Origin of the sequence: Sulfitobacter sp. S223, from assembly GCF_025143825.1 — a bacterium.
In the GTDB taxonomy this organism is placed as follows: Bacteria; Pseudomonadota; Alphaproteobacteria; order Rhodobacterales; family Rhodobacteraceae; genus Sulfitobacter.
On record NZ_CP083560.1, the window covers coordinates 3,258,606 to 3,281,702 of the forward strand.

21 protein-coding genes are annotated in these 23,097 nt (G+C 56.1%); 5 read left to right on the top strand and 16 right to left on the bottom strand.

The features are described 5' to 3' along the window. The first annotated feature begins 99 nt into the window (after positions 1 to 99). Positions 100 to 1,134, top strand: coding sequence for a ribosome small subunit-dependent GTPase A (gene rsgA / locus K3757_RS15530; protein ID WP_259996833.1), 1,035 nt, complete (start codon positions 100 to 102; stop codon positions 1,132 to 1,134). 6 nt (positions 1,135 to 1,140) lie between these two features. On the opposite strand, the gene ccoS is transcribed toward rsgA, so the two are convergent. The 9 genes from ccoS to fnrL all read right to left on the bottom strand — a co-directional run bounded on the left by ccoS (position 1,141) and on the right by fnrL (position 9,837). Then, positions 1,141 to 1,281: a cbb3-type cytochrome oxidase assembly protein CcoS gene (gene ccoS / locus K3757_RS15535; protein WP_259996834.1), complete on the bottom strand. Its 141-nt coding sequence runs from the start codon at positions 1,279 to 1,281 to the stop codon at positions 1,141 to 1,143. Continuing rightward, complete coding sequence (locus tag K3757_RS15540) at positions 1,278 to 3,395, bottom strand: heavy metal translocating P-type ATPase (RefSeq protein WP_259996836.1); 2,118 nt, start codon at positions 3,393 to 3,395, stop codon at positions 1,278 to 1,280. Before K3757_RS15540 ends, ccoS begins: the two co-directional genes overlap by 4 nt. Beyond that, positions 3,392 to 3,844 carry a FixH family protein gene (locus tag K3757_RS15545; protein ID WP_259996838.1) on the bottom strand — a complete coding sequence of 151 codons (453 nt, stop codon included), beginning with the start codon at positions 3,842 to 3,844 and terminating at the stop codon, positions 3,392 to 3,394. The genes K3757_RS15540 and K3757_RS15545 overlap by 4 nt, the downstream gene beginning before the upstream one ends. Continuing rightward, positions 3,841 to 5,397, bottom strand: a complete 1,557-nt coding sequence (ccoG, locus tag K3757_RS15550; RefSeq protein WP_259996840.1) for a cytochrome c oxidase accessory protein CcoG — start codon at positions 5,395 to 5,397, stop codon at positions 3,841 to 3,843. Before ccoG ends, K3757_RS15545 begins: the two co-directional genes overlap by 4 nt. A gap of 145 nt (positions 5,398 to 5,542) precedes the next feature. After that, the gene (gene ccoP / locus K3757_RS15555) at positions 5,543 to 6,412 is read right to left on the bottom strand and encodes a cytochrome-c oxidase, cbb3-type subunit III (protein ID WP_259996842.1); all 870 of its coding nucleotides are present in this window, start codon (positions 6,410 to 6,412) and stop codon (positions 5,543 to 5,545) included. 1 nt (position 6,413) lies between these two features. Continuing rightward, positions 6,414 to 6,641: a cbb3-type cytochrome c oxidase subunit 3 gene (locus K3757_RS15560; RefSeq protein WP_259996844.1), complete on the bottom strand. Its 228-nt coding sequence runs from the start codon at positions 6,639 to 6,641 to the stop codon at positions 6,414 to 6,416. A 10-nt stretch (positions 6,642 to 6,651) separates the two neighbouring features. Next, positions 6,652 to 7,377, bottom strand: coding sequence for a cytochrome-c oxidase, cbb3-type subunit II (ccoO, locus tag K3757_RS15565; RefSeq protein ID WP_259996846.1), 726 nt, complete (start codon positions 7,375 to 7,377; stop codon positions 6,652 to 6,654). Positions 7,378 to 7,386: 9 nt separating this feature from the next. Then, on the bottom strand, positions 7,387 to 8,991 hold the full coding sequence (gene ccoN, locus K3757_RS15570; protein WP_259996848.1) for a cytochrome-c oxidase, cbb3-type subunit I: 1,605 nt from the start codon (positions 8,989 to 8,991) through the stop codon (positions 7,387 to 7,389). Positions 8,992 to 9,099: 108 nt separating this feature from the next. Beyond that, positions 9,100 to 9,837, bottom strand: coding sequence for a transcriptional regulator FnrL (fnrL, locus tag K3757_RS15575; RefSeq protein WP_259996851.1), 738 nt, complete (start codon positions 9,835 to 9,837; stop codon positions 9,100 to 9,102). A gap of 49 nt (positions 9,838 to 9,886) precedes the next feature. Here fnrL and hemN point away from each other — a divergent pair, with 49 nt between their 5' ends. Beyond that, positions 9,887 to 11,242: an oxygen-independent coproporphyrinogen III oxidase gene (gene hemN, locus K3757_RS15580; RefSeq protein WP_259996853.1), complete on the top strand. Its 1,356-nt coding sequence runs from the start codon at positions 9,887 to 9,889 to the stop codon at positions 11,240 to 11,242. Between the two features lie 123 nt (positions 11,243 to 11,365). Then, positions 11,366 to 13,129, top strand: coding sequence for an alpha-amylase family glycosyl hydrolase (locus K3757_RS15585; RefSeq protein ID WP_259996855.1), 1,764 nt, complete (start codon positions 11,366 to 11,368; stop codon positions 13,127 to 13,129). Here the strand turns inward: K3757_RS15585 and K3757_RS15590 are convergent. From K3757_RS15590 to K3757_RS15610, 5 genes are all read right to left on the bottom strand, one after another. Continuing rightward, positions 13,123 to 14,343 (bottom strand): glycosyl transferase, encoded by a 1,221-nt coding sequence (locus tag K3757_RS15590; protein ID WP_259996858.1) that lies wholly within the window; start codon positions 14,341 to 14,343, stop codon positions 13,123 to 13,125. The genes K3757_RS15585 and K3757_RS15590 overlap by 7 nt on opposite strands. After that, entirely contained in the window at positions 14,344 to 15,135 is a 792-nt protein-coding gene (locus tag K3757_RS15595; protein WP_259996860.1) for a mannosyl-3-phosphoglycerate phosphatase, read from the bottom strand. Positions 15,136 to 15,543: 408 nt separating this feature from the next. Beyond that, positions 15,544 to 17,061 (bottom strand): ATP-binding protein, encoded by a 1,518-nt coding sequence (locus K3757_RS15600; RefSeq protein WP_259996863.1) that lies wholly within the window; start codon positions 17,059 to 17,061, stop codon positions 15,544 to 15,546. A gap of 347 nt (positions 17,062 to 17,408) precedes the next feature. Continuing rightward, complete coding sequence (locus K3757_RS15605) at positions 17,409 to 17,603, bottom strand: hypothetical protein (RefSeq protein WP_259996864.1); 195 nt, start codon at positions 17,601 to 17,603, stop codon at positions 17,409 to 17,411. Between the two features lie 191 nt (positions 17,604 to 17,794). After that, the gene (locus tag K3757_RS15610) at positions 17,795 to 18,787 is read right to left on the bottom strand and encodes an AraC family transcriptional regulator (protein ID WP_259996865.1); all 993 of its coding nucleotides are present in this window, start codon (positions 18,785 to 18,787) and stop codon (positions 17,795 to 17,797) included. A 138-nt stretch (positions 18,788 to 18,925) separates the two neighbouring features. On the opposite strand from K3757_RS15610, the gene K3757_RS15615 reads away from it, so the two are divergent. Beyond that, complete coding sequence (locus K3757_RS15615; RefSeq protein ID WP_259996866.1) at positions 18,926 to 19,939, top strand: hypothetical protein; 1,014 nt, start codon at positions 18,926 to 18,928, stop codon at positions 19,937 to 19,939. Positions 19,940 to 19,981: 42 nt separating this feature from the next. On the opposite strand, the gene K3757_RS15620 is transcribed toward K3757_RS15615, so the two are convergent. Together K3757_RS15620 and K3757_RS15625 are read right to left on the bottom strand one after the other, a co-directional pair. Then, positions 19,982 to 21,361, bottom strand: coding sequence for an MATE family efflux transporter (locus tag K3757_RS15620; protein ID WP_259996867.1), 1,380 nt, complete (start codon positions 21,359 to 21,361; stop codon positions 19,982 to 19,984). Positions 21,362 to 21,429: 68 nt separating this feature from the next. Next, complete coding sequence (locus tag K3757_RS15625) at positions 21,430 to 22,206, bottom strand: transporter substrate-binding domain-containing protein (RefSeq protein WP_259996868.1); 777 nt, start codon at positions 22,204 to 22,206, stop codon at positions 21,430 to 21,432. A gap of 127 nt (positions 22,207 to 22,333) precedes the next feature. Between K3757_RS15625 and K3757_RS15630 the strand changes: the two genes are divergently transcribed. Next, positions 22,334 to 23,092 (top strand): amino acid ABC transporter ATP-binding protein, encoded by a 759-nt coding sequence (locus tag K3757_RS15630; protein ID WP_259996869.1) that lies wholly within the window; start codon positions 22,334 to 22,336, stop codon positions 23,090 to 23,092. The last annotated feature ends 5 nt before the right edge of the window (positions 23,093 to 23,097 follow it).

Sequence of the window (23,097 nt, forward strand, 5' to 3'; positions counted from 1 at the left end):
CTGGGCGCTTTGATGAAAAGAGTATTTTCTATGGGCTAATTGCCGCCAGACCAGCAGAAAAGCTTGCATCAAAGCGGGCGCGGGATCATTCAGGTACTCGTGAAAAACAAACCATCTCTTCCGATCCATTCATTGCCCGCCCTTGGCTGGTCTTCCTTCTATGAAGAACAGCTAACCGCGGACGAAGCGCCCCTTGACCGCTTGCGCATTGCAACCGTGCACCGTTCTCGTATGACGGCTGAATCGGTGTTCGGGCCGGTAAAGCTTAAATTGCAGCCACGCACGAATACCGCTGACTTCGCGGTCGGTGACTGGGTGCTGGCAGATCCTGACACCCATCTGTTGGTGCGGCGGCTGGACCGCCAGTCACTGCTGGAGCGGCAGACAATGGGGGCGCGCACGCCGCAGCTGATTGCGGCCAATTTGGACACGCTGTTCATCGTGACCTCATGCAATGATGACTTCAATCCTGCGCGTCTTGAACGTTATCTGGCCTTGGCAAACGAAGCCGACACAAGGCCCGTTATCGTGCTGACCAAAGCCGATCAGGTTGAGGACCCCGGCCCCTTTCAAGAACAAGCCGCTGCCTTGCAACGTGATCTGGAGGTCGTGACGCTCAACGCCAAGACGCAGTCAGCCGTCACATCGCTGGCACCATGGTGCGGCGAAGGACAGACAGTGGCTCTTGTCGGGTCGTCCGGGGTGGGGAAATCAACCCTGCTGAACACACTTGCGGCCAAACCGCAGGAAGAGGCGCAATTGACCGGCGGTATTCGTGAAGGTGACGCAAAGGGCCGTCATACAACCACTTCCCGTTCGCTGCACGCGATTGCAGCGGGCGGCTGGGTCATTGATACGCCCGGAATGCGAACACTGCACGTTAGCGATGTCGCCTCAGGACTTGATGTGCTGTTTGCCGAAATAACCGAACTTGCACCTCAGTGCCGGTTCAGGGATTGCACCCACCTGCACGAACCCGGCTGCAAGGTACAAGAGGCTGTAAAGGCAGGTACGCTTGATGCAGACCGGTTGGAGCGTTGGCGCAAACTATCTGAAGAAAACCGAGAAAACACACCGACGCTGACAGGTGCCCGTGGTAACAAGCGGCCAGAGAAAACCGGCAAACGGCGTTAAATCTGTTTAGTCGTCGTCCAGCAGTATCCTTGCGGCGTTGCCCTTGTCATCGTCATACTGGTCGGATCGTACGGTCCACAGGAACGCCACCAGTCCAAGCGCGCCTAGGATCAGCGAAACCGGTATCAGGATAACCAGAACATTCATGACATCCACCTCATACGTTGAGCATTTAGCAAGACCGTGATCGACGATGCCGACATCGCCAAAGCAGCTGCCAGCGGCGTGGCATAGCCTGCAAGGGCAATCGGTACGGCAATCATATTATAGACGGCCGCGATTGCAAAGTTCTGCTGTGACAGCAGGCGGGTTGCGCGTGCAACCACCAACACCAGTGGCAGTTCGGCGAAGCTTTCCTTCAGCACCACAACATCCGCCGCAGACCGTGAGGCTTCTAGCGCGGTCGCCGGAGCGATTGAGGCATGAGCCGACGCCAAGGCGGCCGTATCATTCAACCCATCACCAATCATCAGTACGTGATGGCCTTGCGCCCCCAGTTGCGCCAGTCGCCGTTGCTTATCAGCAGGGCGTGCCTGGAATGTGACGGGCAGACCCAGCTGGGCACCAAGCTTTTTCGCGGGCCCTTCAGTATCGCCCGTCATGATCTCGCTTGGTAGGTTCAAACCTTCCAAAGCTTCCTTCACACCGCTGCGCAATGTTTCCGAGGCATCAAACTTTACGGCAGCCTCATCACCCCGGCGATAACCAAGTCCGGCAAAATCCGCCCCCAGCCATGCACCACGGCCAAGCCGGACTGTCTGGTCGCCCAATTGCGCACTGATCCCGTCGCCGGACATCTCTGAAATGCCGTGCAGCTCTGCAGCTTCGGTGTCTTTGAGGGTCGCAGCAAGAGCCTTGGACATCGGGTGATGAGAGGCCTGTGCAAGCGCCTTGATCACCATATGATCATCATGGCTCAAACACTCGGGCAGAATTACTGACGGCTGGGTCAGTGTGCCCGTCTTGTCGAATACAATCTGGTCCACCTCTGCCAGACGCTCCAACGCGGTGGCATGTTTGACCAGAAATCCATGCGAGAAAAGCCTGCTAATAGCCGCTGTGGACACAGCAGGCACCGCGAGGCCCAGCGCGCAAGGACAGGTGATAATGAGCACGGCAATCGCGATGTTCAGGCTATAACGTACGTCGCCCGAGATCGCCAACCAGACAAGAAAGGCCGCCAATGCCAGCAGATGCACCGCAGGCGCATAGATGGCGGCGGCACGATCTGCCAGCGCGGTGTAACTGTTGCGCGCATTCTCTGCCGTCTCGACCATCGCCGCCATACGGCGCAGAGAGGTATCCTCACCCACCGCTGTAGCGCGCATCTGGAACGGGGCGGAGAGGTTGATCTCACCCGCCTGTAACGCCATGCCTGTTTCCGCTGAAACAGCAGCTGTTTCACCCGTGAGGATTGATCGGTCCAACAAGGCACTGTCGCTCTGGAGTGTCCCGTCTACTGGCACCCGCGCGCCCGCAGGCACCAACACTGTATCCCCTACAGCCAAATCAACTGCGCGCACGGTTTGCACTTTGCCGTCGCGCATCCGCTCTGCGGTGTGCACCTCCAGCGCTGTCAGCTCTTTTGCGGCAGAACGCGCAGCAGAGCGCGTCCGGTGGTCCATGTAACGACCGATCAGCAGAAAAAACGTCAGTGAAAGAGCCGCATCAAAATAGGCATGTGCGCCGCTGTTGAAAGTTTCATACAGCGACATGCCCGCAGCCAACAGGATGGCGAGCGAGATCGGCACATCCATATTCAACTTACCCACACGCAGCGCCGCCCAAGCGTTCAGAAAAAACGGCTGGCCGGCATAGGCAACAACAGGCAGTGAAATTGCCGCCGAGATCATATGGAACATGTCGCGCGTGGAGTCTTCCGCACCGGACCAAACCGCGATGGACAACAACATAACGTTCATCATCGCAAAGCCCGCAACGGCCATGCGGGTCAACAGACCACGCCCCTGATCATCGCGCGCTTTGTTCAGCGCGCCCATATCCAACGGATAGGCCTCATACCCAAGATCGGCAATCGCGCTGAGTATACGGTCAGGATCGGCAGGGCCAGTGACAGACAGCCGCTTGAGCGATAGGTTCACCCGTACAGCCTGAACGCCGATGACATCGCTTAGGCCCCGCTCGATCTTACCGATACAGGCTGCGCAATGGATTGTCGGAAGTGAAAATTGCAGCGCTGGACCTTCTGCAACGGCAGAGGCGGCGGGACCCGCAGCGCAAGCTGGGCAAGCGGATGTCATGATTTCGTCTCGACGATAACGCGTTGCTGGAAAAGCGTGCCGTCATCAGAGCGTGCCTTGATCCGCAGGTTCCAGTTGCCCTCCCCACCTATGACCGTGGCGCGCAAGGACTTACCGTCAAAGGCGAAATCCGGCGTCTGGTCCTGACCAACATGGGTCGCACGCCCAAAGATCGCTTCGTCGATCTTTGGCGATATGGCCCTGCCGTCTTTGAGGATGATCAGGCTCAGTTCATTTCCAACCAAGGTTGCCGACACATCCCATTCCAGCGCCACCTGATCGGCGCGGTCTGCGTCAAATGTCTGGCTTGCAACATAGGAATTCTTGACCTCTAGCCCCGGGAACGTCCGCACGGCCTGATAGGCCAGCGTCAGATTAACCGCGATAATGACGCCGAACGCCAACAGAAACGCAGTGAGAACGTGCCATCCCTTGATCTCGGTTATCATTGTACTCTCCCGTTGAATGTAGTGGCGCGGCTTGCGCGTTCGCCGCTATCCAGATCTTCGACCCAGATGCGCAGATCCGTGGTGTGCATTGTTGCTGAAGGATCTTGTGCGCGGGCCGAAACATAGACGCGTTGCAAGATTGTGGTATCGGCAGGCACGGGCACGGTCAACTCGCCCGCACGCCCCTGCAATTCAATCCGCAAAGTCGCGTCACTGGTGAGGCTCAGGTGGAAGGTGCGATCTTCGCCCAGTTTGTTGCGCAGGCGCACATCATAAATGTTCCGGATCGCCCCATCGGACTGCACAACATAGGTGGGGTTGCGTACCGGGCTGACCGTCAGCTCGATGTCGCTACGGATGAACAGCGCATACACCAATCCGATGCCGATAAGAGACCAAAGAGCCGTATAAAGAATTGTCCGCGGACGGAAGACATGCCGCCAGATGGATTTTGGTGCCTCCCCTGCCCGCTCTGCCGCTTCGTCAGACAGCGCCATATAGTCAATCAATCCGCGCGGCTTGCCGATTTTGTCCATCACGTCATCACATGCATCAATGCACAGCGCACAGGTGATGCATTCCATTTGCTGGCCATCGCGGATGTCGATGCCCATCGGGCAGACGTTAACACAGGCCATGCAATCAATGCAGTCGCCGTGCTCTTGCGTCGGGCTTGCAAGCTGGGCTGTGCCACCGGACAACTGGATGGGTGCATTGGGATATGGCGTGGCTTTGTAGCGTACTGTCCCTGGGCCAGCCGCTTGCGCCTCGCGCTCGGCCTTTTCGGCAGCAACGCGGTCACGCTTGCGCGCGCTTCCTTTGCCGCGCGGTTCACCGCGCCAGTCGCGGTAAGCGACAGTGATCGTGTCCGGGTCCATCATGGCCGCCTGAATGCGCGGCCAGGGGCACATATAAATGCAGACCTGCTCACGCATGAAGCCACCAAAGACGAATGTTGTCAGGGTGAGGATTACGATGGTGATATAGGCGGCAGGGTGGGCCGAAAGCATGAACAGGTCACGCAGCAATGTCGGCGCATCGGTAAAGTAGAAAACCCAAGCGCCCCCCGTTGCCACCGCGATGCCCAGCCAGACCAGCCATTTGGTTAACCTAAGACGCCACTTGCGCACGTCCCATTTGGCGTGGTGCAAACGCACGCGCGCATTACGATCGCCCTCAATCCAGCGCTCAACCAGAATGAACAGATCAGTCCAGACAGTCTGTGGGCAGGTATACCCGCACCACACTCTGCCCAGCGCGGATGTAAACAGAAATAGCCCCAGACCCGCCATGATGAGAAGGCCCGCAACGAAATAGAATTCGTGCGGCCAAATCTCGATCCAGAAAAAATAGAACCGGCGACTGGCGATATCCACCAGAACCGCCTGATCAGGCAGGTTCGGTCCCCGGTCCCATCTGATCCATGGTGTCAGATAGTAAATACCAAGCGTGACTATCATGATCGCCCATTTAAAACGGCGAAAAACGCCGGTCACACGGCGCGGGAAAATAGGCTCACGCGGAGCATATAGAATCGGGGCGGGTTCGGTCATGAGAGAGTCTTTCCTGTTCGCTGGCCTCTTCCTAGGACAATGGAAAAGGGCGTGCCTTGATCTGCATCAAGAACACGCCCCGGAAGCGGCTTAGTTTGCGAACAGTGCCACTTCGCGCCTGAACCGCCTGCGCGGTATCCTGATATTACTCACCGCCACCAAGGCTGTGAACATAAACGGAAACCGCACGCACATCGGCTTCGTTCAGGCGTTGGCCCCAAGCAGGCATCACACCGTAACGGGAATAACGCACAGTATTCTCCAGCGTGGCGCGGTCGCCGCCATAAAGCCAGATCGCATCGCCAAGGTTGGGCGCGCCCATATCACGGTTACCTTCGGCCATCTCGCCGTGACAGGCGGAACAGTTGTCAGCAAACAAAACGCTTCCGCGTTCCGCCATGCCCGCGTCAAATTCCGGCGAAGACAGGCTGACGACGTATTCGACCACATCGCCGATTTCTTCGTCTTCCAGTATCTCGCCAAACGCTGGCATTTCTGAGTAGCGCGCATCGCCGTCAGTTTCGTTGCGGATACCATGCGCGACGGTCAATGCGATGTTGTCCACGTCGCCGCCCCAAAGCCAGTCATCATCCAGAAGGTTCGGATACCCCTTTGCACCAGCCGCACCAGAGCCGTGACACTGGCTGCACTGTGCGCGGAACACCGCCCCGCCGCGTGAAACAGCATAGCGGTGCAGATCGTCTTCGGGGGCGAGCGCGGCAAGCTCTGTCGCCAGAAGATCTGCCACCAAGCCATCATTCTTGGCCTCATGCAGTTTGATTTCTTCTGCCACATTGCCACGTGTCGACCAGCCCAGAACACCGGTTGTTGCGCCTGAAATCATCGGCCAGGCAGGATAAGCAATGGTGTAGCCAATTGCCCAGACAATGGTTGCATAGAGCGTCCACAGCCACCAACGCGGCAGCGGATTGTTCAATTCTTCGATGCCATCCCAGCTGTGACCAGTGGTCTCAACGCCTGTGGCTTCGTCTACCTTGCTATTCTTGTCAGACATTTCAGGCCCCTTTCGACTCAAAGGAAGATTGCTTGCTTTTGCAATCTGCGCATGTGCCTGCGCAGGTCTTGGCAGGCTTTTCGTTACGGAAAGGGATCATACTGGCATCGTCACGCGCCCCGCGTTGGCTGGGCAAGAAAGCCCAGATGGCGGCACCGATGAAGAAAGCGAAGATTCCCAGCATCACCCAGCTGTCTGCGATTTCACGCAAAAACGAATAGGTATCCATGATTTTCCTCCTATCGGCTTGCGTCTGGGGTGAAGGTCGAGAAATCGACCATCGTGCCCAGAATCTGAAGATATGCAATCAGCGCGTCCATTTCGGTCAGCTCGGGCTGACCGTCAAAGTTTGACACAACGGCACCGGGGTAACGCTCCATCAGACCATCCGTGTCGCCATCAGGATCTGCCTGAACCTTGAAGTCTGCATAGGCGGCTTCAATTTGTGCATCCGAATACGGCACACCGACAAAGCGGTGCGTAGAAAGAAGATCGCCAATGTGGTCAGCTTTGATCTTTGTATCCGCTAGGAAGGCGTACTTTGGCATGATGCTTTCTGGCACAACCGATTGCGGGTCGCGCAAGTGATCAACGTGCCACGCGTCAGAGTAACGCCCGCCAACACGTGCCAGATCGGGGCCCGTTCGTTTGGACCCCCACTGGAACGGGTGGTCATACATCGATTCCGCCGCCAGCGAATAGTGGCCGTAACGCTCTACTTCGTCGCGCATGGGCCGGATCATCTGGCTGTGGCAGACGTAGCACCCCTCGCGGACATAGATATCACGTCCGGTCAGTTCCAGCGGGCTGTAGGGGCGCACGCCCTCTACCTCCTCAATGGTATTTTCGAGCCAGAAAAGCGGCGCGATTTCTACGATACCCCCGATGGTCACAACGAACAGGGAAAAGGTCAAAAGCAAGGTCGGGCTTTTTTCCAGAATGGCATGTTTGTCAAGAAAGGCCATGATCTGATCCTATTCTGCAGGTGTTGCGTTAGGGACGGCCGCGGTGGCTGGTTTTGCCCCGCGGATCGTCATGAACATGTTCCAGCACATGATAACCGCGCCGCTCAGGAACAGGACCCCGCCCAAACCGCGGACCACATACATCGGGAACTTGGCGCTTACGGTGTCGGCAAAGGAGTTCACGAGGAAACCCTGGTCGTCGACTTCGCGCCACATCAGGCCTTCCATGATGCCGGACACCCACATGGACGCCGCATAAAGAACGATGCCAAGTGTCGCGAGCCAGAAGTGCCAGTTGATCGCGGACATTGAGTGCATCTCTTTACGGCCCCACAGACGTGGCGTCAGGAAGTAGATACAGGCAAAGGTGATCATGCCGTTCCAGCCCAGCGCACCGGAGTGTACGTGACCGATGGTCCAGTCAGTGTAGTGCGACAGGCTGTTCACCGCGCGGATCGACATCATCGGACCCTCGAATGTCGACATACCGTAAAAGCCGAGCGACAGAACGAACATGCGCATGATCGGATCGGTGCGCAGCTTGTCCCACGCGCCTTGCAGCGTCATCAGACCGTTGATCATACCGCCCCATGAAGGCATCCACAGCACGATCGACATCACCATACCCAGTGTCGCGGCCCAGTCGGGAAGCGCTGTGTAGTGCAGGTGGTGTGGTCCGGCCCAGATATACAAGAAGATCAGTGCCCAGAAGTGGATGATCGACAGCTTGTAGCTATAGACAGGACGGCCAGCCTGCTTCGGAACGAAGTAATACATCATACCAAGGAAGCCCGCTGTCAGGAAGAAGCCAACGGCGTTGTGGCCATACCACCACTGGGTCATTGCATCTTGCACGCCAGAGAATACCTGGACAGATTTGCTGCCCCAGATGCTGACAGGAATACTGAGGTTATTGACCACATGTAGCATCGCTACGGTGATGATAAAGCTCAGGAAGAACCAGTTGGCCACATAGATGTGCTTCTCACGGCGCTTGAAGATCGTTCCCAGATAGATAGCCAGATAGGTCAGCCAGATGATCGTCAGCCAGATATCTACGTACCACTCAGGCTCTGCATATTCTTTGGACTGTGTCGCCCCCAGCAAATAGCCGGTGGCCGCCAGAACGATAAACAACTGATATCCCCAGAAAACGAACCAGCCCGCGTTACCGCCCCAGAGGCGCACACCGCTGGTACGCTGCACCACATAAAGCGATGTCGCGATCAACGCGTTGCCACCAAATGCAAAGATCACCGCGCTGGTGTGCAGCGGGCGAAGTCGGCCGAAGTTGGTAAAAGGTTGGCCCCAGTCGAAGTTCAGTTCAGGGAATGCCAGTTGGAACGCGATAAACGTCCCGACCAGAAAGCCTGCGATGCCCCAGAAAGCGGTGGCAATCACGCCCGCCCGTATGACGCCATCGAAATAGATGCCTTCGGGTTCAGCCGCGCGCGGCGCTTCGTCAATATTACGCAGTACCCAGATAAACATCCCGGCAGCGATCAACATGATTAGTACGGCATGTACCTGATACGCCAGATCATGCGCCCAATTGGCGCCGATCGCAGCAAACAAGGTGACAAAACCTAAAAGTATAAGTTTGACATAGTCCATAGTTGTGCCCTCAAATTCAGAAGGGCACCAAAAGACACCCCTGTTCGCAGGACTTTTCTATGTGCGTGTCAGGGTAAAGACATTGATCTGGATCAACTTACGAATTTTCTAAGAAATCATGCCGCCGTCGGAATCGTTGCCGGTTGCGTCTTGGAGCGCCGCAAGATCCATAATGGACAGCGTTCGCCGATCAGAAAAATCGATCACGCCTTCCTTTTTCAGCGCGCTGAACTGACGGCTGACCGTCTCAAGCGTCAGGCCCAGATAGTTTGCGATCTGGTCCCGCGTCAACGGCAACGGCATAGCGGAGATTCGGCCGGGATCATCGGTATTTGAACGGCGGGCAAGTAGCTCGATGAATGTTGCGATCTTTTCGCGCGCAGTTTTGCGCCCCAGCAACAGCATCCAGTCACGCGCGGCGTCAAGTTCGTCCAGCGCCAGCTCCATCAGACGGTGCGCGATATGAGGGGTCTCATCCACCAACGTCTCAAACGGCGCCCGGTCAAAACAACACAACATAACGTCCGTGGTCGCAATCACGTCAAAAGCAGCTTCATGGCGCCCCGGACGACCGATAAAATCGGACGGCAACAACAAACCAACCATCTGCGTCCGACCATCCTCAAGCGTTTTGGACAGACTAGCAACACCCGTAACCACAGAGGCTACAAATGCAAAAGGCTCCCCGCGCCACAGGATCGTTTCGCCTGCCGCAAAGCTCCGGTAAGATTTCATCCCGTCCAGCACCGACAACTCATCAGTATCACATCGCGCACAAACGGCACGGTGGCGAATAGGACAGCTGGTACAGCTGACTTTTGGAACTGTTTTCAGATTTGTGTTCATGTTGATCTGCATCAAAGAATGTTTTGTTCTGGCTACCCTACATGGAAGAATGAGCAAGATCGACATCTTTCGCCGCTATGGCCTCTTTGACGCACGTGTGCCTCGATACACGAGCTATCCACCCGCAAACCACTTTCAGGAGGGTGAAGGGCTGAAGCACCAGAACGACTGGCTGCAAAGCGTGCCGGATGGCTCAGATGTGTCAGTCTATATCCACATCCCATTTTGCAAGCGCCTGTGCTGGTTCTGCGCCTGCCGGACCCAAGGCACCAAAACGATGCGTCCCGTCGACGCATATGTCGACATCTTGCGCAAAGAAATCACCGGCGTCCGCGCAACACTTGCACCCGGCATCAAAATGTCCCGGCTACATTTGGGTGGTGGCACCCCGACAATCCTGTCCGCCCAGACAATGAGCACACTCCTGCGCGAGGTGTTCGATGCTTTTGAACCCGCAGAGAATTTCGAATTTTCGGTTGAGATCGACCCGACCGAGGCAGAAAAACCCCTACTGCAAACACTGATCGACTTTGGCCTCAATCGTGCAAGCCTTGGTGTGCAGGATTTTGCCCCCGAGGTTCAGGCTGCCATCGGGCGCGAGCAAAGCCTTGAGCAAACAGAAACAGTTATCGATTTTTTGCGCAGCAACGGTGTCAGCAGCCTCAACCTTGATGTGCTTTATGGCCTACCTCACCAAACGCTAGAAAGTTTCTCGGAAACGCTTTCGCATGTTATCGCGCTGCAACCGGATCGGCTTGCCATTTATGGCTATGCCCATGTGCCTTGGATGTCGAAGCGACAGGTGATGATCCGCGAAGAACATTTACCTGATCCGATGGCCCGCTTTGCGCTGGCTGAATTTGCCGAGAAGATGTTCACAGAAAACGGGTATGAGCCTGTGGGCATCGACCACTTTGCAAAGCCGGGAGACAGCCTTGCACTGGCCAGCAAAGAAGGGCGACTGCACCGCAACTTTCAAGGCTACACCGATGATCAAAGCCCAACCCTGTTGGGGTTCGGAGCCTCTGCGATCTCGAAGTTCGCCCAGGGTTACGCCCAGAACGCGCCAGCAACATTTGCCTATCAGGAACGTATCAACGCCACCGGTTTTGCCAGCTTCAAGGGATTCGAAATGTGTACAGATGACGCGTTGATGGCCCGCGTTATCGAGGACCTGATGTGCCGTTTTACCTTTGACGAAAAGACACTTTGCCAAGCCTTTCCTGATCACCGCGAAGCAATCAGGGCAATGGCTGTATCATTGATGCAGAAATTCTCGGACGTTTTCTTTATCAGCGGTGAAGGGCTAAAGCTAAAACCCGAAGCCTATCCGCTTGTCCGGGTTGTCGCAGGCTACGTGGACAGTCGCACCTCAAAGAAAACGGCCCACTCTTCTGCGATCTAGCGTTATTCAAACCACAGACCCACAGTGCTATAAAAAACGGCAATTTTTCTGCCGGACGGGGTTCAAGCGCCGTTTGGCGTAGCGGAATTTGTCACGGCCCACTGGATGTGTTTGCATGGGTCTATGAAGCACCAATCAGACCAGCCCGCGGATAAGGCGACATTCAACCGCTTGCTCGCCGCTTATGTGGCGCAGATCTATCCAGAACGTGACACCCTATCGCTTTGCCGCGACATCAGTGATGCGTTCTGGCCGGAAGGGACGCACCGCCGAAAACGCAAGCGCAAACCGGGCAATTCCATGTGGTCGCAACATGATGCCCTGCTGATCACCTACGGCAACAGCATCAAAGACGGGGCGCACAAACCGCTTGATCTGCTTAACGATTTCTTGTGCCGCTATCTGGAAGGCACGATCAATGGCGTGCACATCCTGCCGTTTTTCCCTTTCACCTCTGATGACGGATTTGCCGTTACGGATTTTCGCGCTGTCAATCCGCAGCTCGGCGACTGGGCTGACATCAACCGCATCGCCGACCGCTTCAAACTCATGTCCGATTTGGTCTTGAACCATGTCTCAAGTCAGGGCGCTTGGTTCAATGCCTATCGCCAGCGGCAGGCACCCTATGACCGCTTCTTTTTCGAGGCCGAGCCGTCCAATGATTTGAGCATGGTCGTGCGCCCCCGCACCACGCCACTGCTACAAGAAATTGAAACGAGCGATGGTCCGCGCCACGTCTGGTGTACCTTCAGCCATGACCAGATTGATCTGGATTTCCGCAATCCCGAGGTGCTGCTTGAGTTTTTACGGATCATCCGCCTGCACATGGACAACGGTGTGCAGATTATCCGGCTCGATGCCGTGGCCTTTGTCTGGAAGGAAATTGGAAGTCCTTCGATCCACCTTCCTCAAACACATGCAATCGTAAAGCTGATCCGCTTGCTGTGTGACTATGCTGTTGAGCCCGTGATCCTGCTGACAGAGACAAACGTCCCCAAGGCGGAAAACCTAAGCTATTTTGGCAAGCGCGATGAAGCCCATGTAATCTATAACTTCCCGCTGCCGCCGCTAATCTTGCACGCGATGATGACCGGCACAGCAGCGCATCTGGAAAACTGGCAGCGCAGCATGCCACCTGCCCCGCTGGGATGTGCCTATCTCAATTTCACCGCCAGCCATGACGGCATAGGAATGCGCCCCGCTGAGGGGCTGCTTTCAGAGATGGACCAAGCAGCGGTTATCAATGTGGTCAAGCGGATTGGCGGCCTTGTTTCCATGCGGGCGCTACCTGATGGCGGTGAAGCACCATATGAGCTTAATACCACCTTCTTTGATGCAATGTCGCAGACTGTCGCGGGGCCGGACACCTATCACATTGACCGCTTCATCTGTTCGCAGACAATCGTGATGTCGCTGGAAGGCATTCCGGCCTTCTACATCCACTCAATGCTTGCGACCCCCAATGATCACGCCGGCGTCAAAAAACGGGGCATGAACCGCGCCATCAACCGCCACCGATGGGATTATGGGGATTTGCGCGCGAAACTGGCACAGCCCGATACGCCGCAAGCTCAAGTATTGGACGGGCTAAGAGGCCGCCTGCGAATCCGGCAGGAACAACTGGCCTTTCACCCTAACGCAACCCAGTTCACAATCCATATGGACGATCACCGCATCTTTGCGATTTGGCGGCAGAGCCTTGATCGGCAGCAATCCATCTTTGCTCTGCACAACGTCAGCGCCGAGGAAGTTGAGATACCAGCCCTACGCCTCAATCTGATCGGAGATGAGGATTGGGTCGATCTGCTGTCAAACGAGGCGATCACAGGTGAAACTGTCACCCTCGCCCCTTACCAGTGTCGCTGGATCAGCAACGGGGATTATTGATAGTCCTTCGCATCCGCCGCAACCGCGGCCTGCATGTCGCGCAGAAAGGTGGGATCAGCAGAATGCACACGGTTCCATGTCGGGATGAACGGCGTTTCATGGGGGTTTTCCAGAAACGTCTGGCCCGCGCGCATGATGTTCTCTGCAAATAATTCGATCGACGCTTCTTCGCTGTGACGGTCCAGCTTGAGGCCGTTCATTTGCGCATCGGTGTAATAGGCTTCCAAAAGGTCCAGCGCGCTTCGGTAATAGGTGGCCTTGAGTGTCCGGAAGGTGTTCGGGGTAAAGGTGGTGCCATCAGCGGCCAGCTTGCGGAAAATGGCCTTACAAATGTCCACCGACATCCGGTTAAGGCCGTTGGCCGCGTCTTCGGGGCTTAGATCCTGGTGTTTGTGATCGTAGGCATCAGCAATTTCGACCTGACAGACCGCTTTGGGTGCCAAATTGCGCCATGCTTCTGAAAGTACGCCAATCTCCAAACCCCAATCAGAAGGCATCCGCAAATCTGGCAGGATAGCACTGCGCATGGCAAATTCACCCGACAGCGGGTATCGGAAACTGCGTAGATAATCGAGGTAATCCCGATCGCCGATCACGCGCTTCAGCGCAATAAGCAAAGGACTGACCAGCAACCGCGTCACGCGGCCATTCAGTTTTTCCCCACCCACGCGGGCGTAATATCCCTTTGCCACCTGATAGGGAAAAGTCGGGTTGGCCACCGGATAGATCAGACGCGCCAGCAGTTCATTGGTGTAGGTCAGGATGTCACAATCATGGATCGCCATGACAGCACTATCCTGGCAGCCGATAAGGTACCCCATAGAGGTCCAGACGTTTTTGCCTTTACCCGCTTCGGTTGGGGCAAGCCCCATTCCGGCCAAGCGTGTTTCAAGCTCTTTCATCCGGGGGCTGTCGTTCCAGATTACGATATGGTTCTGGTTCAGGCCTTTGAAGAACTGCCGCGCATGCCTGTATTCATCTGCGTCGGCCTTATCCAGACCGATGATGATCCGGTGCAGGTAGGTAACCTTCGACAACTCTGACAATATTTTAGGCATCGCCTCGGTTTCCAGCTCTGAATAGAGACACGGAAGTATGAGCGACATCTTCCGGCTCTGTGCGAAAGTCTCCAGCTCATAGGTCATATCTTCTAAGCCGCGCGTGCGCATATTGTGGAGAGTTGCGATATTCCCGTTTTGATGAAAATCAACCATTCAGATACGCCCTACAGTAAGTTTAAATTTATCAACCAGCTCTAACACGGCCTCGTTCCATCCCGCAGGTCCAGCCTTGGACGTACGAATGATCCGGCCAGTTTTTTCCGCCTCCAGCGGAGTTAACGCTTCGTGATGCGGATTTGCGACGATGACACCGAAATCAGCAGTCTCCAGCATTTCGACATCATTAGGTGCGTCACCCAGCGCGATGCAGCGCAGTGGTTTGTACTGCGCGATCACCTCAGCCATCCGGTCCGCCTTTGTGCCACCAAACGACAGCGTTAGAAACCGGCCTCCGCGACGTGCAGAAATACCCAGGTGTGCCAGCGATTTGATGAACTCAGCCTCAGCAGCTTGCGTGCCGTGCCACATTCCTGGCTCTGAGAACGCGCGTTCACGGGCGCGACCGGCGTCCTTCTGCGGCAATCCAGTCAACGCCATGATCCGCGCCACATCCATATCGCCGAAGCCTTCGAAACAGGCGCGCAGCACCTTTGGGACTTCATCAAGAAGTTTGCGTAAAGCTTTGTAGCTTTCTTCTATTGTTTGGGTGTGCAGATTGGTCACACCTGCCCCATTCTCAACAATTGCGGGCAAACCAGTCAGGCCCAACGCATCTTGAAGCACATCGATTTCCGCAGCGGTTTTGCTGCTTGCCAGTATTACAGGTGCGCCCAGTTCAGCCAGGACATGAAGGGCGGTCTGCGCCGCGGACCAGCTGTAATCACTATGATCCAGCAATGTGCCATCAAGGTCGGAGAATACAACAAGAGGTGTAGGCGCAGTCATCCTTGAAGTGTCCCGCGCCCCGCCATCAGCCGCAAGTCAACAGTGCAAAAAAAACGTGCTTGCGTGACAGTTTTTTCAGCACCGCCTTTTCTTGAGGCACAATAACTCTGGCTTCACGGTCGTTTCACGATCGGCCGCGCACCACAGCTGATTTGTGATAGCTTGGAATGTTCACCCAAACTTACCCTGCAGAAACACGGATATTATGAACATAAGGGTCGTTCGGCCGCGATCGAATTCGCGGGTTCAGGGCATGCTTCACATTCGCATGCGCCGACCTTTAGTGAACCGGCCACGTGTTGTCTGGCGGCGCGCAGCAAGACTGGACAAAGCGGCCTTTGGTCCGATCAGAGATCACGAAGTTGCCGGCCTTCTAAGCCACATGAGGTGAGCAGGCGTCGCGATTTTTCACGCCAGACCAAGGGCATATTGGGAATGGCCTCCGCTCCTGCCATATGAAGCCGTCGGCATTTTCCTAAGCTGCGCTGCCGCTGCGGGCAGCGTTATGGAAAAAATACATCCCCGTTGCGGTGCGGCACGCAGGCTGATTGATCCACCCCAAGCGGTTACAGTCTTTCGAACCAACGCGAGGCCAAGCCCGCTTCCCTCTACCCGCGTAAGACGGGCAAACGGTTCGAAGACCTGTGAACGCTGTGCAGGTGCGATTCCGGGGCCATCGTCTTCGACCTCAATGGTAACCTCGTTCTCAAGTCTATAAGCGCGCAGCTTAATTTTGCCCCCTGCACGGTCATGGTGTTTGACCGCATTGGAGATCAGGTTTCGCATCACCAGATCAAACGAAGTCGGATCGACTTCGACGTCCGGCATGTCCGGCTCGATCTCAATCACCATGCAGGGCCTCTGCGCGGCCAGTTTCAGCACACCATTGAACCGCTCGTTTGGCGCAAAGCATTGCGGGTTGCCGCAGTCCGACTTTGCCTTGGCGTAGTCCAGTAAATCCACCACCAGCACGTTCATCTTTCGTGATAGATCATTTAGAATGCAAAAGTGGTTTTGCAGCGTCACAGGAAGATCGATGCCAATTTCCGCAAGATCTTCGAGAATGAATTCCATCAAGACAGATTGCTGCACCAATGGCGCCTTGAGATCATGCGCTGCCATTGCGGAAAAGGCCAAGAGCTGTTGATTGGCTCGCACCAGTTCGCGCTGCTGATCGCCTAATTGTTTATTCTGATGATGTAGCTTGGACGCATCAAACCAGACCGCCGCATAATGGTGTCGGCCCAGCCGAAACATGCGCAGATCACATGAGCGACCGTCACGTGTTTGCAAAAGCTGTTGCACCCGCTCTCCTGCCCGCAGACGTTCGAGAATTGTCTTTGTGAAAACTGTGATGTCCTCGGACGCGATTTCCACATCAAAGTCCCCGTTTGAGAATGCTTTCGAGCAACATTGATCAAGCGTGCAACCAGATTTTAACGAGGGAACCAGTCTTGGAAACTGGTCCTCTAACCCTCCGCTCCAACAGACCGCGCCCATATCCCCGTCAAAGATTGCGACGGCTGCATCGGCTTGATTGAAGCCACTAATTAGCATTTGCTGCGATGCAAGCGTATCGCGCAGTCTGGTCGTGATCCGGCGGTGCATCGCTGCGCAGACTGCAAGCGTAACCAAAAAAACCGCAGCGCTGCAGAATATAACAACTATGACGCTTGCCGAACGGTCGCGTGCAATACTTTGACCTGCGCCCTGCACCTTAGGCATATCCAGCAGGATCGGTGCGCGCGCCTTCGTCTCCATCAGCGCCGCCCCGCCTTGTGCGGCCATCCCACCCGCATGAGGCAATCCACCAGCCGAACCGTAATTGAGGCGCGCGTGATAGGTTTGTTCTGCTTCTGCCGCATCTATCCTTTCGATGGCAAATGGTGCGAGGCGGTGCTGTTCAAAGTCGGCTCGCGCCGCCATATCGTACCCTCGCGACAGGTGGACATTTGCAGCAGTTTTCGCACCATCTTGGACAGTCGGTTGCAGTTGCTCTTGCGCGGACAGATGCCCCCCTGACCAAGGAGACAACAAAAGAATGGAGGCCGCTAGGAGTAAACGCAAAAACTGGAACATATTGAGACTCGCACATCGGGGCTGTTGATCCGGTGATACCCTACTGCCATGAATTCAAGGTTAATCCGCGCGCGGCGAAATCAGACCAGCGCCCGCAGAATTTGTGAACCATACCGGAAGCGCCCCGTGCTATGCACCCGTGCGCGCGAATGTCGTCTCGGCCTCCAACAGGCCGTGGCAGTTAAGAAAATGGTCTAGGCACGCACGTAACGCGCCGTTGAGGCGAAGTCGCGATAGCCGTCCATCTGCGACTGTCGAGGCAAGGCGATTGCCGCGATCTCTCTGGATATATCCGACCGGATATTGGGGGCATTGCACAGCTCTTTATAATATCTGATCGAAAGGGAGTTGAGCCCGACCATCGCGCGGTTAAAGCCAAAGGTGGTCATCTGCGTGGCCTAGGTCCGGCTCTACCAGAACCACATCTGACCCGCCTTCTTTGGTGAGGTGGTACAGAGTGCAGCAGTCAGCCAGTCGAACTAGAGTGGACGAGTGTTTCACGATGATATCGACAGCTACTACCCTTTCGCCCAGCGCTTGCGGTCTTCCCGTAATTAAGGACATTCGCAAAGGGAGCCCCTTAGGCCCGCTGCTGTGCCAGCCAATCGCTGGGGCTTGCGCCGGCGACACGCAAAAATTCGCGGTTAAAATTAGATTTTGTGTTGAAACCTGCCCCCAGCATTGCCGCCGTCACGTTTTCACCAGACAGCAGCGAGTTTTGTGCCGCTGCAATCCGCGCCGCATTAATATAGCGCGAGACGTTGTCGCCGGTCACACGGTTGATCGCGCCCGACAGTTGCTTCACAGGCACCCGCAACCGGCGCGACAGTTGAGACATGGTTAGATCTGGGTTCAGATACGGCTGTGCCTGCGCCATTAAAGCGTCCAGCTGCGTCATGATTTGCGTGTCCAGCGCGTCTGCTTCTCGCGGGGCGGCTGCCTCTTCGGGATCAGGCGCACCGGCCCCCAACGCGCCCGACAAGGTCAGCACACCGATCACAGCCAGCGTTGTGCTGGAGGCAATACTGATGATCCAAGGCTGAAGATATCCCATCCCAATGATCTGGACCAAGACGATCAATCCGTCACTCAGCGCTGAGGCAATCAAGGCCCAGCCGATGATCTGCCAAACCAGCCCCGGCATGTCACCTGCTTCCAGACGCATCCTCGGGAGAGCGTCGGCCCCTTTTCGGGACTGCCAGACGATCGCCAGACCATAACCGGCGAAAACCGCGGGGATCAGAAAATCGAGCGGTTGCGGCTGTATCAAAAGAGCAGCCACTACGCAAAACGGTCCGATCAGGTGCACCGCATCGCGCGCATTTGGCTTTCGCACCGCAGTCGTTTGAAACGCAACCCAAGCCATTGGCGGGATCAGGCTTGCTGTCACTGGCTGCAAAGGGCGCGCCCACGACACCTGAAAATGTTGCGCCAGTGAAATAATCAGCCCTTGTAGCGCGCAAAGAGCCAATAGCATCGCCAGCGGGCCATGCCGTTTGTCCACAATCAACAAACGCAACAACAAACAGCTTAGTATCAGGGCGCTGATCATCGGAATTGGCAGGCTGGGCATGGGGGTCCTTTCGACCTTTGTCTGGCGCACGATGGTCCTAAAACGCGATCTTGGCGACCTCAAACAGGATTCAGGACGCGTGTCAGCCCAGTTGTGTCGCATCAAAGCGTCATCACAATTCAACAAATGGAAACTGACATGACCCTACTACCAAAAACCGCTTTCGCCCTGATGATTGCGTCGACCGCAGCTGCCGATCCGGCCGGCATGCGCGACCTCAGCTTTGATGCTCCGCATCATGGGCGCCCCGTGACCGGCGCGATCTATTATCCGGCAGCAGGCGGTGGAAGCGCAGAAACCTATGCCGAAAATCCGGTCTTCATAGGGATGCCGATCCTCAAAGACGCAAAGATGGCAGAAGGCAAACACCCGCTGGTTCTGCTCAGTCATGGAATGGGCGGTCATATCCGCTCTCTCGGGTGGCTATCGACTGCGCTGGCAGATAGCGGCGCGATTGTGGTTGCGGTCAACCACCCCAACTCGACATGGGGTGACTTCGATCTGGCAGAGGGGCTCAAGCATTGGACCCGCACACAAGACGTGCGTCTTGCCCTTGATACAGTTCTGGCTGATCCGGAATTGAACGGACGGATTGATCCTGCGCGGATCATGGCAGCAGGATTTTCCTATGGCGGTTGGACCGCTCTGTCTTTGGGCGGGCTGAACGGCAACCACGCAGGTTATGTTGCGCATTGTGAAACGTATGGTGAGGCGTCCAGTCATTGCGCCGACCTGTTGCATGGCAATGCCGGACTGGAGGATGTGTCAGAGGCGCAGTGGAACGGTGATTACAGCGATGCACGCATCACCTCAGTCTTCGCAATGGACCCGGGTCTGATCTGGGGCATAACGGAGGAGGACGCTGCCGGATTGACTGGCGATGTAACCTTGATGTCATTCGGCGAGGGTGACAGCCGCCTGCTCGCGACCGACTTTGACATCGCGGGGTTGCCGACTGTGGTACCGCAGGCCGATATCACCCGCATTTCTCCTGCAGCGCATTTTTCGGTGTTACCGCTGTGCAAACCACAGGGTGCGGCAATCCTGAAAGAAGAGAACGATGATCCGGTCTGCACAGACCCAGAAGGGACCGACCGCGCAGTCGTGCACGCCCGGATTATCGCGACCATGGTCGGAAAGCTGGGGCTATAGGCACCAACGCAAGCGGTGCTTAGTGCGCCGCTTGCTAATTTTTCAGGCCTTAAGCGACAAAGTTGGCATACCCAGACCACCGATACACCTGTTCGCGACACGTACCCCTACCCATAGCGATAGCAGCAGGCCCGTTCCCACTCCGGCTGCGATGCCAAGCCGCACGCCTGTCAGGCCGCCATCGATCACATAGGCAAACAACCAGATGAACAGGGCAATACCGATCCACTGGCGGTAAATGCCGATCCACATTGTCCAAGCTGCATGCTGTAGTGCCTGCAGCAAAGAGTTGATCGAAAAAAGCACGACATAGATTGGCAGGATCGCGGCCTCTACCTTCAGAAACAGGGCAGAGATACGGATAACCTCGGGATCATCCGAGAAAACCCGCGCCGCCAAACCGCCGCCAAACCACAAGAACGGAAACGCCAGCGATGTGCCGATCACACCCAAAATCCAGCAGCGGTGAAACGCTGCGCGCACACGATCATTGTTATCGGCACCATAATTCTGCGCTGCGATCGGAACCAAAGAGATCGTGATGCCCAGCGCAGGCAACAGGAACAACTGCTCAACCCGCATCGTGATTCCGTATGACGCCAACGCAGCCTCACCGTAGTCTTTCAGCGCATATTGAACGATGAAACCGCTGGAAAAGGTAACCAACAAGGCAAAGCCAGCGGGGAATGCTTGGGCGATGATCTCGTAATACTTCGCGGGGACAGGCATGAACTCAGCCAGTTTGAGGTCTCGCATCATTGCGCGCCCAAAGACCCGCCACAGGATGAAGACAGCAACACCGCTTTGGCTAAGAATGGTGGCAAGCGCGATTCCGTTGAAGCCAAGCCCACCGATCACACCGGGGATTCCGTACATCAGCAGCGGATTAAGGCCCACGTTCACGAAAAATGCCACGACAAGGGCCCGCTGCATGGTGCGGGTGTCACCGCGTGCTTGTAGAATACCGTTCGCGGCGGGCCCCATGATGAACCCCGGCAAAGCAAACATCAGCCAGCTGAAATACCCCAGTCCTGCATCTCGGTAGCCGCCCGGCTCCGACACCACCGCAATCAGGGAAGGCCCAGCGAATGCAGCAATTGCCATCATCACCAGTGTTGCCATTGCCGCAAGGCCGGTGCCCTGTACCGCAAGATGCCGTGCCTCGGCCTGATCCTTGCGGCCTTTGGCATTGCCGACAAGCGCGCTCATCGCGGAGCTCAGGCCAAAACCGATTGCGACCAGAATGAAGAACGCCTGAAATCCGACAGCCAGCCCAGCCTGTGCCTGCGTGCCAAAAAAGCCAGCATAGAAAGTATCGACAACATTATAGAGAGTGCTGAACAACATGCCGATAGCAGCAGGGATTGCGAGGCGGCGGAAATGGCCGGTCAGCGGCCCTTGGGTGAGGTCTTCATCTATCATGGTCTGGCTTTGCCTTGAATGAAAAGGGGCGCCCGCTGGCGCCCCCTTGGTGTGGTATCAAACGGGGCTTACAGGCCCCATTTCGCGGCGACATCATCAAAGAACCCTTGGGTCTTTTTCAGCTCGATCCAGCTGTTGACGTAATTGATCCAGACTTGGTCAGCTTGCGGCAGCAGCATCGCAATCGGCGTCGGTGCGCGCGGAGAGCTGACTTCGACCTGACGCACATTTGGGAACTTTTGCAGCAGCTCGGAACCTTCGATATTGGATGTCACAAACACATCCGCACGGCCTGAAAGCACCTCTTGGAAGCCGCGTGCGGGTGCTTCGACAACCACGATCTCGGCAGCGGGGAACCATTCTTTGACCATCTTCTCAAAGGACGTGCCCAGAGTGGTCGCAACCTTCACGCCCTCTTTATTGATGCTGTCCCAGCCATCAAAATTCACCAGCTTGTCTTCGGTGGTGAAGGGGAACATTTCAACGGCGATATAGCTGTCGGAATACCCCGCAGCCTTAAGCCGCGCAGGGCTGATGGAGGCAGAGCCGGTCATGTGATAATTGCCTGCCACAACACCGTTTACCAGCGTCTTCCAATCCGTTGGCACCATTTCAAGCTCGACACCCAGATCGGCGGCCAGCTGCGTCATGATATCGATGTCATACCCGACATAGGAGTTGGTCGCGGGATCGCGGACAGACATCGGGTTCCAATCTCCTGTGGTGCCGACCTTCAGCTTGCCTTCGCTCAAAATTTCGTTGAGCGCGGATTGCGCCAGCGCCGGTCCGGCCAGAACGCTGGCGGCAAAGCCTGCCGCAAGAGCGAGAGATTTGAGTAATTTCATGTGTCTTCCCCAGTGGATTGTTCTATGTGTTCGCAAATGCGACAAATCTATTGTGTACTGCAACTTAACGCCGCCGACACATTGGGCAACTATCATATCGGTTATATTCTCTGACAGGACGGCTTCCATGGCAGAACAAGCAGACACAGATCAGACAAACGCGATTGAGATCAAAGGCCTGAACAAGTGGTACGGGGATCTTCACGCTCTCAAAGACGTGAACCTGAACGTGGCCCATGGTGAGCGAATTGTGATCTGCGGCCCGTCCGGTTCGGGCAAGTCAACGCTGATCCGCTGCGTCAACTCCCTTGAGACGCATGACAGCGGGAGCATCGTTGTTGATGGCACGACCATGGGAAATGCCGCCTCGATTGAGGCAATCCGATCCGAGGTCGGGATGGTGTTTCAGCAATTCAATCTTTTCCCGCATCTGACCATCCTGCAAAACCTGACGCTTGGCCCGATGAAGGCCCGCGGGTTAAGCCGCAAAGACGCCGAAGCGCGCGCTATGAAATACCTCGAACGGGTCCAGATACCCGAACAGGCAGGGAAGAAGCCCGGCGCGCTGTCAGGCGGCCAGCAGCAACGTGTCGCCATCGCACGATCTTTGTGTATGGAGCCCAAGATCATGCTCTTTGATGAGCCCACCTCAGCGCTGGATCCGGAGATGATTTCTGAGGTGTTGGACGTTATTGTTGATCTGGCCGAAAGCGGAATGACAATGATCGTCGTCACGCACGAGATGGGCTTTGCCCGTCGCGCCGCTGACCGCATGGTATTCATGGATCACGGACAGATCGTTGAGACGGGTACGCCTGAAGCATTCTTCAGCAACCCGCAAACCGAGCGGTGCCGCACTTTCCTTAACCAGATCCTGAAACATTGAGCGCG

Bases quoted from the DNA above. Each gene is read 5' to 3' on its own strand.
- ccoS (WP_259996834.1), bottom strand. From the start codon at position 1,281: ATGAATGTTCTGGTTATCCTGATACCGGTTTCGCTGATCCTAGGCGCG.
- K3757_RS15540 (WP_259996836.1), bottom strand. From the start codon at position 3,395: ATGACATCCGCTTGCCCAGCTTGCGCTGCGGGTCCCGCCGCCTCTGCC.
- K3757_RS15545 (WP_259996838.1), bottom strand. From the start codon at position 3,844: ATGATAACCGAGATCAAGGGATGGCACGTTCTCACTGCGTTTCTGTTG.
- ccoG (WP_259996840.1), bottom strand. From the start codon at position 5,397: ATGACCGAACCCGCCCCGATTCTATATGCTCCGCGTGAGCCTATTTTC.
- ccoP (WP_259996842.1), bottom strand. From the start codon at position 6,412: ATGTCTGACAAGAATAGCAAGGTAGACGAAGCCACAGGCGTTGAGACC.
- K3757_RS15560 (WP_259996844.1), bottom strand. From the start codon at position 6,641: ATGGATACCTATTCGTTTTTGCGTGAAATCGCAGACAGCTGGGTGATG.
- ccoO (WP_259996846.1), bottom strand. From the start codon at position 7,377: ATGGCCTTTCTTGACAAACATGCCATTCTGGAAAAAAGCCCGACCTTG.
- ccoN (WP_259996848.1), bottom strand. From the start codon at position 8,991: ATGGACTATGTCAAACTTATACTTTTAGGTTTTGTCACCTTGTTTGCT.
- fnrL (WP_259996851.1), bottom strand. From the start codon at position 9,837: ATGAACACAAATCTGAAAACAGTTCCAAAAGTCAGCTGTACCAGCTGT.
- hemN (WP_259996853.1), top strand. From the start codon at position 9,887: ATGAGCAAGATCGACATCTTTCGCCGCTATGGCCTCTTTGACGCACGT.
- K3757_RS15585 (WP_259996855.1), top strand. From the start codon at position 11,366: ATGAAGCACCAATCAGACCAGCCCGCGGATAAGGCGACATTCAACCGC.
- K3757_RS15590 (WP_259996858.1), bottom strand. From the start codon at position 14,343: ATGGTTGATTTTCATCAAAACGGGAATATCGCAACTCTCCACAATATG.
- K3757_RS15595 (WP_259996860.1), bottom strand. From the start codon at position 15,135: ATGACTGCGCCTACACCTCTTGTTGTATTCTCCGACCTTGATGGCACA.
- K3757_RS15600 (WP_259996863.1), bottom strand. From the start codon at position 17,061: ATGGCGGCGCGAGCCGACTTTGAACAGCACCGCCTCGCACCATTTGCC.
- K3757_RS15605 (WP_259996864.1), bottom strand. From the start codon at position 17,603: ATGACCACCTTTGGCTTTAACCGCGCGATGGTCGGGCTCAACTCCCTT.
- K3757_RS15610 (WP_259996865.1), bottom strand. From the start codon at position 18,787: ATGCCCAGCCTGCCAATTCCGATGATCAGCGCCCTGATACTAAGCTGT.
- K3757_RS15615 (WP_259996866.1), top strand. From the start codon at position 18,926: ATGACCCTACTACCAAAAACCGCTTTCGCCCTGATGATTGCGTCGACC.
- K3757_RS15620 (WP_259996867.1), bottom strand. From the start codon at position 21,361: ATGATAGATGAAGACCTCACCCAAGGGCCGCTGACCGGCCATTTCCGC.
- K3757_RS15625 (WP_259996868.1), bottom strand. From the start codon at position 22,206: ATGAAATTACTCAAATCTCTCGCTCTTGCGGCAGGCTTTGCCGCCAGC.
- K3757_RS15630 (WP_259996869.1), top strand. From the start codon at position 22,334: ATGGCAGAACAAGCAGACACAGATCAGACAAACGCGATTGAGATCAAA.